Genomic DNA, 12721 nt, shown 5'->3' with positions numbered 1-12721 from the left:
ACACACTCCTTTTATCTTCCTGTAAACGTTGGTTTTCGTTTTTCTAAAAAAGCATGAACACCTTCACGATGATCGGCAGTGCGTCCTGCTGCACGCTGACCATCTGCTTCTTTTTCAAGATAGGATTCAAAGGATAGCTCATCAGCAAATTGCAAATGACGTTTAATTAAGCCAATTGCTTTTGTTGGCATCTTCGCTAGCCTTAAAGCAAACTGTTCTACTTCGGATTGCAACGCATCCGCTGACACTACCTTTGTCACAAGTCCCATTTGCATCGCCTGATCGGCTGGAATCTTCTCGCCTAGGATTGAAAGCTCTGCTGCCTTTGCTTTTCCTACTAATCTTGTTAAATAGTAGAGGTTTCCGGAATCAGGTATGAGCCCTACATGAACGAACGCATTTAGGAAGCTTGACTTTTCAGATGCAATTCGAAAATCGCAGGCAAGCGCAAGACTGAAGCCTGCACCAGCAGCCACACCATTCACGGCTGCGATTATCGGTTTTTCACATTTCATCATCTCAAGCATCATTGGACCGTAGTGCTCACGTAGCACTTGCCCATGATCCATCGATTCGTCAACTTCTGATAAATCCTGACCAGAACAGAATGCGCGACCTTCACCTGTGATGACAATGCAACGCACATCATTATGTATCGAAGACTCTTCGATCGCATCCTTTATTTCATGGTTCATTTTTGCAATAAAAGCGTTTAGCTTATCTGGACGATTTAACCGAATCCATGCTACGCCGTCTTTTACTTCGTAACGAATGGTTTCAAACATATGAATAGTTCCTCCCTATCATTTTGTAATACTAGGCTTTCCGAAGAAAGCCTAGTGAATAGTTGAAAATGAACGGGGTGCATTTACTCGACTTCTTCACCAATCATGAGCGTGACAAGCTCAGCCGCAAAGCCCATTAAATCTTTCCCAGATGCTTTTCCTTCTGCAGAACGCATTCCTTGCTTTAATGATTCATGGTCGTCATAATACATTTCACACATTAAGTAGTAATCGCCTTCGCCACCCATTGGAGAGCCAACAATTTTTGTCACGTCCATTTTGCGTAGTCCTGGAATTTTTGCAGTAATTGGACCATGTGTCTCAAAATAGTGCTTGTCGAACTCCTCTTTGTTTTGTGGATGTTTGTATAGCGCGATTAATTTAACCATGTCTGTTTTCCTCACTTTACATTAGATTTGAAATTGGCTTCATTGCCTCAAATGGATTTTTACAGCTTCTACAATACAAAATGCTTCTACATGCTGTCGGGCCAAAGATGTTTTCCATCGTCACGTATGTTGAACCACAGTACGGACAATCTATATGCCAAGAACCATCCTCTTCCAGGTAAACCGGTGGAGGCGCAATTCCAAAAGCCTTTAATCCTTCTCGTCCTTTTTCGGTAATGCGATCAGAGGTCCACGGGGGAGCGTAAATAAACGCTACTTTTACTTGCCCTACGCCATGAATCGCTTTTACAGCGTTGACGATATTGGTTTTAATGATTTCTAGCGCTGGACACCCTAGAAATGTCGGTAAAATATCGATCTCAACATTCGACTGCTGAATCGTGACCTTCTCGACCATTCCTAAATCAATGACGCTAACCGTATTAATTTCAGGGTCTTTTACGTCTTCTAACGCAAGTAGCACTTGCTCTTTTGTGAGTGGTAAGGGTGCTATCATTCTTCACACCTCTTTTTCTATGATTAGTTCTTACCAAGAAGCGGCGGGGTCAGTGTTGTAAACTTCCCCTAGCGTTGCTAGCGCTTCTGCTAAATCATCGGAATGCTGACCGCTTCGTCCGTTTAAAGGAGACAGAGATGCAGGGGCAGGTAACGTCACTCCTACAGACGTCAACACGGGATCAAGAGCGTTTAGCCACCTCTGTTCCAGGGACTTCGCTTCTTCAATAAGGCCCGCCTGGTGCATAACGTCAGCATGATCACCAAATGAGAACGTATCATTCCAGTCGTCCATGACCATTTGGATCGCTTTTAACATGCGCTTTTTCGCTTCTTCTGTTGTGGTCAGAAGCTGTACAAACCATGTTTTCCAGTGAAGCAGATGATAGTAAAGCTCCATATTCACTCGTACCGCTACTTCTTTTAGAGGTGCGTACGTGCTTTGCTTTAACGATTCAATTTTTACTTTCTTTGCCTGCGTATAAAAGTAGCTTCGCACAACAGCATAAGCCCAATCGTACTCGGCGCCATCCATATAATGACCTGGCCCATTCACTCTCTCTACTAAAATGCTATTCTTTCGTTCCGAAGCTGGACGAGCATGTGCCAAATGATCCGCTTTTCCAAGGTCCAGCTCTTGTAAAAGCTGATAGAACATCGTCGCATGTCCCATGCTATCTTGGCTAATGGATGCTGACGCCACGTCTTCTTCAATATGAGGAGCTAATCCAAGCCATTCAGCGCCTCGATAAGAAAAGAGAAAGTCATCATCGGCTAGTTGAAACAGCAAGTGAACGAGCGCTTCTTTTTGCTGTGGAGAAAATGTTTTTGTTTCTTCACTCATTTTTTTGGTCACCTCCCCAAGACATAATCTCGTTTTCATCGAGCATTTTTTGTTCATATTGACGCCACTTTTTGCGTAAATAGCCGTAACCCTTTGTTGTTCGGTAATCTTTATTATCAAGTCGCTGTAGAATCAACTTCTCGTCTGGTGACATTCCTCGTATATCGGAACGCTTAACGATCCAAATATCCACTACAGGTTCGCGACGCATGAAATTCTCCTGTGCCATAATCAGCGCCATATCGGCATTTGGGGCTAACAAACTAAATTGGTGCTGAAACGCAGCGTTCGGTGTGCGCTTGCTAAATACTTCATATTCCTGATAAAAGGTTTTATCACTTGGCTCCATCTTCTGCTTCGACTCCCTTCTGCCAACTAGCTAATTGCTGCGCTTAGTGCTTCTCGTACCCAAGCGTTACTTTCATAGGATGTTTTACGTAGATTTAAGCGAGCCTGTGATCTCGGCCCCTGATTTTTACTAATCGCCTTTAGCTTATTCCAGTCAGGTTGCTCATAGACCCACAGCTTCTGCTCTTCGTCATAGCGAAGGGTCGGATCAGGAATCGTAAGCCCGAGCGATAAAATGCGTGGAATATATTTAGTAAAGAAATCCTGACGAAGCTGTTCATTTGTTTTCGTGCGAATTTTATACTTAATCGTGACATCCTGCTTTGACGTGCCCATTGTGTCCTTGCTAGCAGGTCCAAAGAAGATGAGTAGTGATTCCCACCAGCGATTAACAGATTCTTGAACCATTTCACGCTGTTCTTTCGTTCCCTCCGCTAGCGCCATGATGATGGCTTCGCCGTGCTGAGCGTGAAAAACTTCCTCCGCACAAATGCGCTGAAGTGCTCGTGCATAAGGACCATAGGATGCACCAAGCATATCGGTTTGCGTAATGATTGCCGCACCGTCTACAAGCCATCCAATTAATCCCGCATCTCCCCACGTAGGAGCCGGCATGTGAAATACGTTATGAAACTTTAGCTTTCCACTAAACAAGTCATCCATTAAGTCGCCTCTCGTTTTTCCATAAGGCTTTAGCAAGTCTTCCGCTACGCGCAGAAGAAGCTGTCCGTGTCCCATTTCATCCTGAACCTTTGCCATAATGCCTAACTTCCGATGCAAAGACGGTGCTTTTGGAACCCACTCTTTTTCTGGAAGCGCTCCCATTATTTCGCTCATTCCATGCATAGAAATCAGCTTTATAAGCGTCAAGCGGTATTCTTCTGGCATCCAATCATCTACTTCAATTTTTTGTCCGGCTTCAATTTTCCCAATGAACTGTGATAATTTCTCTTCCTCTGTCAACGTATCCTTGAGGTTTGACATGCTTTCCTCGCCTCTCATTTCTTCTGAATTTGTCATGCTGATTGTTGATCAAGACAGCAACATTTCATTGCGCTCATCAATAATTCGTACCGCTTTCCCTTCAGAACGCGGAATGCTTTTTGGTGGAAGCATTTGAACATTCATGCTCACCAAGCAGTTATTTTTCATCGAATGATGGATTTTTTGAATAATTTCATTCAGCTTCGGATGCTGTATATCACTATTTAATGCGTAATAAATATCTTGGTTCACCTCAACGTGTAATTCGACAACATCTAGTACGCCTTCACGACGCAGGTGAAGCTGATAATGCGGCGCAATGTCAGCAATTTGAATGAGAAAGTGCTCAATCTCAAACGGAAATACGTTCACCCCTCGGATAATCAGCATGTCATCAATCCGGCCTTTGACACGTGACATTCGAGTGGTTGTGCGACCACATTTACAGGGTGTTCGTGTAATGGAAGCAATATCACCCGTTCGATAACGAATAACAGGGAACGCTTCTTTCGTTAAGCTTGTAAAAACAAGCTCACCTTCGATCCCGTCCGCTACAGGTTCAAGAGTATTAGGATCAATAACTTCTACAAGAAAATGATCCTCCGCGATATGCAGTCCGTCCTGAGCTTCGTGGCATTCTGCTGCAATTCCAGGTCCCATTACCTCACTCAATCCATATATATCACAAGCCTTGATTCCCCATTTTGCTTCTAAAACACGTCTCATTTCTTCTGACCACGGCTCTGCGCCAAACACCCCAAACTTTAATGACGAACGTGCAGGATCTTTCCCTAACTCTTCCATTTCTTCTGCGATCTTCAAAACGTAAGAAGGAGTTCCTGCGATAACAGTAGGGGCAAAATCTTCGATCACTGTTATTTGCCGACTCGTATTTCCACCTGAGATTGGAATGATGGTCATCCCAAGCCGTTCAGCTCCGTAATGAATGCCTAATCCACCCGTAAATAAGCCATATCCATACGCATTATGCAACATATCACCAGGCTTTCCTCCAATTAAAGCTAAGGAACGAGCAGTAAGCTCTCCCCAGCTCTCAATGTCCGTTTTCGTGTAACCGACCACCGTTGACTTACCGCTCGTTCCCGAAGAAGCGTGTATACGCACGACCTCTTTCATATCTGTAGCGAATAGACCAAACGGATAGTGATCACGCAAATCACCTTTTTTCGTAAACGGTAATTTGGTTACATCGTTTATATGTTGGATTTTATCTTCGGTTAGTCCAAGCTCTTGAAACGCTCGATTGTAAAAAGGTACGTTGTTGTACACTCTTTTAATCGTTTGCTTTAATCGAGAAAATTGTAGCGCTTTCATTTTTTCTCTGGAGTATGTTTCAACGTCATGAATAATCATCGATCCAGCCCCTTTGCAAAAAATCCCTTCCGCTTTTCATCGGTATAACTAATTTTCGTCTGTTATTTATATATTGTTATATAAGTTACTCTTAACGTATCACAACTACAAATAATTGTAAATATATTCAGACTATTATTTTTATACCTATAAATCGAGCTAGTTTTATTTTATTTTTGTAGAAAAGAATCGAAAAATGAAAGGAAAGGGCCTAACGATAACAAAACGCTTTTAATCAAAGGGTTTGCACGTAGTGGAAGGAACGCTAATGATATCTAGAATTATATAACTAAAATATGTATATAAATATAAAATAGTTATATTTTTTCACAAAAAAAGAACGACCTATGAATGTGGCCACTGAAAAAGTCCTTAAAGGATTGCGTTCATAACGGAGTCGGTTGATTTCCACTAAAGGTCGCTTCGCTTTCCGCGGGGCGTGCGGCGAGCCTCCTCGTTGCTCTGCGGGGTCTCACCTGTCACGCTAATCCCGCAGGAGTCTTGCACCTTCCGTTCCAAATAACCTAGAGCGACTGCATCAAATAGAACGGCCAAGCTTCCATTTTGAAAGGAACTTGGCCGTTTTTTGCTTGATAATAAAGAAAATCCATTTATTTAGAAGGGTGGTTTCAATGATTCCGTTTCATTGAAGTTAAGAGAACATACGGAACAAGCACCTTTTTAAAAAGGAGCATGCATCAAGGAGAAATAAAAGGAACGTCCTAAAATCGAAGGGGAAAATAGCGAATGAAAGCATAGACACGGGGACGATGTAGTCACATCCTCGGTTCTCGTTGGCATGGAAAAGTAAGGGGCAATAGCCATTTTCACCGTCAACCTAAAAAGAATGAAGAAAAAAGCTGGATCGATTCCAAAGAACGGAATGGATCCAGCTTTTTGTCTTACGTTCTACTGATCACCTAAAAAATCTGAAGTTTTTCAGTTGCCTTCCTATGAATTAGATCGTTCTTTCTCTTTCTAAAATGGCTTTCATATCATGAGGCAATGGTGCCGTAAAGCAAAGTTCCTTATGCAAAATAGGGTGATAGAATGTAACCTCATAGCTGTGTAAAGCCTGACGAGCGATCCACTCTCTTCTTCCGCCATATAAATCATCTCCTAGCAGCGGATGATTCAGGTGGGAAAAATGAACGCGAATTTGATGCGTCCTCCCTGTTTCTAGCTGAATGGATACGTAACTGTAGTCACTACACTGCTCTACTACGCTATAATGCGTAATGGAACGCTGCCCGTGATCCGCAACCGTTCTCGTAATAATGCTGTCTTCACTACGCGCGATAGGGGCATCGATTGTCCCCTCACTCGGCTGAATACAGCCATGAACAATTGCTTGGTACGTACGCCTAATCATTTTTGTTTCATGTGCTTTTGAGAATAGATAGTGAACGTAGCGATGCTTTGCAACAATCAACAGTCCTGACGTATCGCGATCAAGGCGGTTTACGAGATGAATCGTTGAGGAAATGCCTTTTTCTTGATAGTAATGTAACAATGCATTGCTCAACGTCCCTGACAGATGTTGACGGGACGGAATACTCGCCATCCCTGCTTGCTTGTTAATCACCAATAAATAGTCATCCTCATAGACAATGTGAAGTGGAATCGCCTCAGGCTTTACGTTATCACTAGCAACCTCTGGTGGAAAGCTGATCTGCAGCAGATCCTGTTCGTTTAATCGATACCTGACGTTCATCTCTTGGTGGTTCACTTTAATTGAACCACCGTTAAATTTAATATCTGTTAGCGCGGTTTTAGAAATATTGTGCTCTTTTAAAAACTCACGAAGAAGCTGTCCTTCTGCTTCTTTTGGAATTATCCATTCTAACGTAAATGGCTGTTTCATTTTCTTTCCTCACTTCAGTCACAAACGAATGATTCACGAACTCGTTGCCAAAATGGAAATGCCCGGAAGCGTGCAAAACGAATCTTTTCATTCGCCACGCGACACTGAATGGATTTTACATCCTTATGAAGAAGAGTTAAATGATCAATCGTAATTTGAAAATCTGCATCATTAACCGGCTTAAACATGCACGTATGGTGATCCGGTAAAATAAGCGGCGAGCCTACTGTTCGAAACACGCGGTTATTAATGGATGCCATTTCTGCGATTTGAATGGCTTGAAGTGAAGGATGCAAAATAGCACCGCCTAACGACTTGTTATAGGCCGTACTCCCAGATGGAGTAGAGATACAAAGCCCGTCGCCTCTAAACGTTTCAAAAAGCTGTCCCTTAATTTCAACATCAATAACAAGTGATCCTTCTACACTCTTAATCGTACATTCATTCAGCGCTAAATAACGAGCTTCTTTCCCTCCATCAATATAGCGAATAATGATTTCCAGAAGCGGATATTCGACTACTTGAAAAGGTGTTTTTGCGATCGCAATCACAAGCTTTTCAATTTCTTCTGGCACCCAGTCTGCATAAAAGCCTAAATGTCCTGTATGTACCCCGACAAAAGCCGTTTTATCAAGTCGGTTGCGATAGCGATGAAACGCATAAAGAAGCGTCCCATCTCCGCCTACAGAAATTACGACATCAGGTTGATTTTCATCATATTCCAAATGAAAATCTAGTAGGTATGTTTTCATTTTTTGCATCAGCGCATTTGATGTTTGGTCGCCTTTGGATGTGATGGCAAATTTCATTCTTTCACCCCATTTGCATAGTATCCTATTCCTCTTGATTATCTTGCTTTCTTGAGAAAATAGCTTGTGCTTCTTGGATTTCTCCACGAATTTGAGACATTTCTTCATCAAGCTGGAAAGCCGCCTCGGCTGCACGTTTTAGGCGCGCTTGAATATCTTTTGGAAACTTACCGCTGTATTTATAATTTAATGAATGCTCAATGGTTGCCCAAAAGTTCATCGCAAGTGTACGAATTTGAAGCTCCACTAAAATATTCTTTTCCCCTTTAATGGTTTGCACAGGATAGCGAATGACGACATGATATGAACGATAACCACTGTCTTTTTTCTGCGTGATGTAATCGCGCTCCTCAACAATCTCAAGGTCTTTTCGCTTATGAAGCATCTCGACGATCTCTCGAATATCATCGACAAACTGACACATCATGCGTAATCCCGCAATGTCCTGCATTTCTTCTTCTAAACGATCGAGCGGAATTCCCTTTCGTGTTGCTTTGTCCAAAATACTTGGAATAGGCTTCACTCGACCTGTTACGAACTCAATTGGAGAGTGCAGCGAGTTCATATCAAACTGCGAGCGCATCCCTTTAAGTTTTACCTTTAATTCTTCTACCGCCTGTTTGTATGGAGCCAAAAATAAATCCCAATGCTTTACCATGGCTAACATACCCCCTCATTGTTCAAATTACTGCTCTTCTTTATCTAAAAATACGCGTTCAACCTCGTTAACCATGTCGTCACCGTAGTTAGCGTTTCCTTCAATGTTTTCTACTAGATAGGAAAGCTCTTCCTTCACACCAGGTAACTCAATTTCTGTATCGTTAATTGTTAATTTAACGTTTTTATTATGTGTTAATACCTCTTTTAAATGAGGCCATACTTCTTTTGTGAGACTTACATATGTAAATTGATCATTAATATCTACTAAATAAATAAACGAAACATGATCAGAATCTGTGATCATTTGACCTGTCGCAGATGCCTGCGTAATTTCACCATCAAATAACTCCGATGTTAAATAAACCGTATCTTGATCGCTATGACTTTTCTTTACTTCAATTCTTTTTTGCATAAATAAACTCCTTCCAATCCATTCAATACATTTTACTTGAAGACATCTTTTATTTTAATTGTCACTCGTTTTAACAGCAACACATACTTAATACGCATCATTACTCTACGGTGCTAACGATGCAAGCTTATCTTTATACCCTTTTTAATTTTAACATAATCCCCCTCATGATGAGAAAACGAACCGCCTTCTTTTTTCACATACAGCAAGTATTTATTTACATTTCTCGTATTGATAACCCTTTGCTTCCGTGAAATAATAAAGAAATTAGCTTTTCCCTAAATAAAACAGGCACATAGAACGTACGATGTGTTCAATAAAGAAAAACTTTCATCATATAGTAGAAAGTGAGTGGACTCATATGAACCAAGAACTCGAAATCGAATTTAAAAACAGGCTAACAAAGGATGAATTTGTTCGTTTAACAAAACACTTCACCCTAACAGAGAATGATTTTAAGCTACAGGAAAATCATTATTTTGACACAGCAGACTTTCAGCTAAAAAATCACGGCGCAGCCCTTCGAATTCGTCAGAAAAAAGGCACGTACACGCTTACCTTAAAGCAACCTGTCAAAGACGGACTGCTCGAAACACACGAACCGTTATCGAAGGAGCAAGCGGAGAATATTTTAGAAAATCCTCTACACATTTTTGGTCAAATTGTTACTATTCTAGCCGATATGAATATTAGCACGTCTTCATTACTTCATTTCGGTACACTCGCAACAAATAGAGCGGAATTCTCGTACAAGAGCGGGTTACTCGTACTCGATCACAGCTTTTATCTTGAGAAAGAAGACTATGAGCTTGAATATGAGGCGACTGATTTTACAGAAGGTCAGAAGAAATTTAAAGACCTCCTTCAATCATTAACCATTCCAGCTCGAACGACAGAAAATAAAATTCGTCGGTTTTATAAGGAAAAATATAAACAAATAAGCGAGGAATAAACATGAATGTTGAACCTTTAAAAACCATAATGCAAATTCAATCATTACGCAATTTTTCTGCCACTGCATCAAAAGGGATGAACGCGCCGTCTTCATCCTCTTTTGCAGATATGTTTGAACAGCTTCTTTCAACTCCAGCACAAGGTAAGGAAGAATCATCACCTTCCCTTCCATTATCATTAGGAACGAGCTTTGCGCTTCCACCTTCTTCGCTCTCTCAAGTAGAGGACGTTGTTTCCGCAATACCTGTTAAAAAGTTACCTTCTAAAACAGAGATTGAAGAAATTGTAGCGGAGGCGGCAGAAAAATATGGCGTCGATCCTAAACTGATCAAGTCTGTTATTATGCACGAATCAAGCTTTAATGCAAATGCTAAAAGCTATGTTGGGGCGATGGGATTAATGCAGCTCATGCCAAGCACTGCAAGAGCATTAGGGGTATCTGATGCATACGACCCTCGAGATAATGTTCTTGGTGGTACAAAATATTTAAAACAAATGCTTGAAAAATATGATGGAAATGTTCAATTTGCGCTCGCTGCGTATAATGCGGGACCAGGGAACGTGGACAAATACGGGGGCATTCCTCCGTTTAAAGAAACAAAATCCTACGTCCAAAAAATTATGAATACGTACATGTCTTAACGTAAAAGGCCGGCTTATCTTCGGATAGCCGGTCTTTTTTTTATTTCGCACATCACGTTTCAAGTGCAAAAAAAAACATTCATGTTCAGTTCTTTATCGTACATCCTACTAACGAGGAGCTTTTTAGAGAAAAAATTGGACATTTTTCGCTAAAAACCTTTAAAATTTTTAGGAACAAGGCGGAAAATTTGAGATATGTACGTAGCATTGATAAAATAAATTTACATTAAAAGTATAAATAAACGCACTTTTTAGTGTGTAAGGAAAAAGAGCATTTTATGATTCGACGTAGGACGAAAAACCTGCGGAACGTTTAAATACATTTAAAGGAGTTATAACTATGGCAGATCAAGTTTACACACCTTATGAAGCTATAGGAGGAGCTGATATTATTTCTAATCTTGTCGATGCCTTTTACACACGTGTAGGCGAGCATCCTGAATTAGCCCCTATATTTCCTGCTGATTTAACTGAAACAGCACGAAAGCAAAAGCAATTTCTGACACAGTACTTAGGGGGACCTGCATTATATACGGAGGAGCATGGACATCCTATGCTTCGTGCTAGACACCTTCCGTTCCCTATTACACCGTCGCGAGCAAAAGCATGGCTGACCTGTATGGCTGAAGCAATGGATGAAATTGAACTAGAAGGTGAACATCGTGAGCAGCTTTTTCACCGTTTACTATTAACTGCTCAGCATATGGTAAATACACCCGACTCAGAAAATGAGAAAGGATCTTCAGAGTGAGTGTACACGATGTAAATAATCCAGCCATACAAGATATGTCTCAGCTATGTCAGGGGTCGAACCAAAAACCATTAGAAATTTATCTGTTTATTGATCCATTATGCCCACAGTGCTGGGCATTGGAACCTGTCCTTAAGAAGCTTCAGATTGAATATGGAAAATATTTTACGCTCAAACACATCTTAAGTGGTCGATTAGGTTCATTAAATTTGAACACCAAAAAGAAATTTGAGAACATGGCACAGTATTGGGAAAAGACGGCTAGCCGCTCTGGAATGTCCTGTGACGGCACTCTCTGGATTGATAATCCGATTGAAACCCCTTATGCAGCGTCTATCGCGATCAAAGCAGCAGAGCTACAAGGGAAACGTCCTGGTATTCGCTTTTTACGAAAGCTACGGGAATATGTATTTCTTGATAAGCAAAATGTTTCAGATGAAGACGTGCTGTTAGGGTGTGCTGAAGAAGTTGGTCTTGATGTAGAAGAGTTTAAGCGCGATCTTTACTCTGAGAGCGCTGTAAAGGCTTTTCAGTGCGACGTAAAAATAAGTGGTGAAATGGATGTTCAAGAAATTCCGACACTTGTGTTCTTTAATGAAGACGTAGAGGAAGAAGGAATTAAAATTTCAGGTTCTTATCCGTACGAAATGTACGTTGAAATTATCCATGAAATGCTTGGTTGCAAGCCTGAACCTCATCCTCTGCCACCGCTTGAAGTATTTTTACGATACTTTGATTTTGTGGCTACGAAGGAAATCGCCGTTGTTTACGATCTTCCTTTGGAAGATGCAAAAAAAGAAATGAAAAAGCTACGCCTCCTTCAAAAAGTCGAAGAAGTACCGGTAAAACACGGAACGTTTTGGAAATATATCGATGAGTAAGCAAGCGCCTTGGCTAATCGCTAGGGCGTTTATTTTATTCGCTTTTCTGCATATACAAAAGGACTCGGCTTACGCCGAGTCCTTTTGCTTGTCTTAAGACAACAAGGGGATGGGAGAAATTTTTCACGGTCAAACAAAGGGGTATATGTTTGTTTGTGATAAACTTCACGTTAATTATAATAGCAAATGTTGTCGACTTTTGGCAAGGGCTTTTCAAAACTTTTTTACACCTTCACAAAATTGTCAAATTTATACGAAGTGTCCATACATATAGTACAAGAGAAATTATTTTGGAGGTGAACGTATGACACAGCGCCTTCCCTTATTGATTGCCTTGTCTTGCTTTGTCATTGCGCTATGTTTTCACACGATGGCATTAATGAATATGGCTCCCATTATCGTAACGTCACCCATTTTGTTTGTCACCATTTTACTGAACCTTCATTTTATGAACACCCGTAAGCAGTTTCGAGGGTTCAAATAAAAAGGAAGAAAGCTCTCGCCTTCT

General features: G+C 41.1%; 17 protein-coding genes. 5 read left to right on the top strand and 12 right to left on the bottom strand.

Translation table 11 applies throughout. The features are described 5' to 3' along the window. Positions 1-11: 11 nt before the first annotated feature. From AMD01_RS00745 to AMD01_RS00695, 12 genes are all read right to left on the bottom strand, one after another. Positions 12-785, bottom strand: coding sequence for an enoyl-CoA hydratase-related protein (locus AMD01_RS00745; protein WP_053399473.1), 774 nt, complete (start codon positions 783-785; stop codon positions 12-14). 83 nt (positions 786-868) lie between these two features. Continuing rightward, positions 869-1174 carry an EthD family reductase gene (locus AMD01_RS00740; RefSeq protein ID WP_053399472.1) on the bottom strand — a complete coding sequence of 102 codons (306 nt, stop codon included), beginning with the start codon at positions 1172-1174 and terminating at the stop codon, positions 869-871. 16 nt (positions 1175-1190) lie between these two features. Then, a complete protein-coding gene (paaD, locus tag AMD01_RS00735) occupies positions 1191-1691 on the bottom strand; it encodes a 1,2-phenylacetyl-CoA epoxidase subunit PaaD (protein ID WP_053399471.1) in 501 nt (166 codons plus the stop codon). A gap of 30 nt (positions 1692-1721) precedes the next feature. Beyond that, complete coding sequence (gene paaC / locus AMD01_RS00730) at positions 1722-2534, bottom strand: 1,2-phenylacetyl-CoA epoxidase subunit PaaC (RefSeq protein WP_053399470.1); 813 nt, start codon at positions 2532-2534, stop codon at positions 1722-1724. Continuing rightward, the gene (gene paaB, locus AMD01_RS00725) at positions 2527-2883 is read right to left on the bottom strand and encodes a 1,2-phenylacetyl-CoA epoxidase subunit PaaB (RefSeq protein ID WP_053399469.1); all 357 of its coding nucleotides are present in this window, start codon (positions 2881-2883) and stop codon (positions 2527-2529) included. The genes paaC and paaB overlap by 8 nt, the downstream gene beginning before the upstream one ends. 26 nt (positions 2884-2909) lie before the next feature. After that, complete coding sequence (paaA, locus tag AMD01_RS00720; RefSeq protein ID WP_053399468.1) at positions 2910-3866, bottom strand: 1,2-phenylacetyl-CoA epoxidase subunit PaaA; 957 nt, start codon at positions 3864-3866, stop codon at positions 2910-2912. Between the two features lie 48 nt (positions 3867-3914). Next, complete coding sequence (locus AMD01_RS00715; RefSeq protein ID WP_053399467.1) at positions 3915-5240, bottom strand: phenylacetate--CoA ligase family protein; 1326 nt, start codon at positions 5238-5240, stop codon at positions 3915-3917. A 411-nt stretch (positions 5241-5651) separates the two neighbouring features. After that, positions 5652-5795: a hypothetical protein gene (locus AMD01_RS23790; RefSeq protein ID WP_157052566.1), complete on the bottom strand. Its 144-nt coding sequence runs from the start codon at positions 5793-5795 to the stop codon at positions 5652-5654. A gap of 403 nt (positions 5796-6198) precedes the next feature. Beyond that, positions 6199-7104, bottom strand: a complete 906-nt coding sequence (locus tag AMD01_RS00710; protein ID WP_053399466.1) for an RluA family pseudouridine synthase — start codon at positions 7102-7104, stop codon at positions 6199-6201. A gap of 14 nt (positions 7105-7118) precedes the next feature. Then, positions 7119-7913 (bottom strand): NAD kinase, encoded by a 795-nt coding sequence (locus AMD01_RS00705; RefSeq protein ID WP_053399465.1) that lies wholly within the window; start codon positions 7911-7913, stop codon positions 7119-7121. Positions 7914-7938: 25 nt separating this feature from the next. After that, positions 7939-8571: a GTP diphosphokinase gene (yjbM, locus tag AMD01_RS00700; protein WP_053399464.1), complete on the bottom strand. Its 633-nt coding sequence runs from the start codon at positions 8569-8571 to the stop codon at positions 7939-7941. Positions 8572-8598: 27 nt separating this feature from the next. Then, on the bottom strand, positions 8599-8985 hold the full coding sequence (locus AMD01_RS00695) for a UPF0738 family protein (protein WP_053399463.1): 387 nt from the start codon (positions 8983-8985) through the stop codon (positions 8599-8601). A gap of 361 nt (positions 8986-9346) precedes the next feature. Between AMD01_RS00695 and AMD01_RS00690 the strand changes: the two genes are divergently transcribed. The 5 genes from AMD01_RS00690 to AMD01_RS00670 all read left to right on the top strand — a co-directional run bounded on the left by AMD01_RS00690 (position 9347) and on the right by AMD01_RS00670 (position 12697). Next, the gene (locus AMD01_RS00690; RefSeq protein ID WP_053399462.1) at positions 9347-9937 is read left to right on the top strand and encodes a CYTH domain-containing protein; all 591 of its coding nucleotides are present in this window, start codon (positions 9347-9349) and stop codon (positions 9935-9937) included. A gap of 2 nt (positions 9938-9939) precedes the next feature. Further along, positions 9940-10581 carry a lytic transglycosylase domain-containing protein gene (locus AMD01_RS00685; RefSeq protein ID WP_053399461.1) on the top strand — a complete coding sequence of 214 codons (642 nt, stop codon included), beginning with the start codon at positions 9940-9942 and terminating at the stop codon, positions 10579-10581. 340 nt (positions 10582-10921) lie between these two features. Next, complete coding sequence (locus AMD01_RS00680) at positions 10922-11332, top strand: globin domain-containing protein (RefSeq protein ID WP_053399460.1); 411 nt, start codon at positions 10922-10924, stop codon at positions 11330-11332. A gap of 35 nt (positions 11333-11367) precedes the next feature. Beyond that, positions 11368-12213 carry a ClpXP adapter SpxH family protein gene (locus tag AMD01_RS00675; protein WP_053400083.1) on the top strand — a complete coding sequence of 282 codons (846 nt, stop codon included), beginning with the start codon at positions 11368-11370 and terminating at the stop codon, positions 12211-12213. 304 nt (positions 12214-12517) lie between these two features. After that, positions 12518-12697 (top strand): hypothetical protein, encoded by a 180-nt coding sequence (locus tag AMD01_RS00670; protein WP_053399459.1) that lies wholly within the window; start codon positions 12518-12520, stop codon positions 12695-12697. Positions 12698-12721 lie beyond the last annotated feature (24 nt).

Source organism: Priestia koreensis, from assembly GCF_001274935.1.
GTDB classification, from domain to species: domain Bacteria; phylum Bacillota; class Bacilli; order Bacillales; family Bacillaceae_H; genus Bacillus_AG; species Bacillus_AG koreensis.
This window is presented reverse-complemented; position numbering and strand designations above follow the sequence as displayed.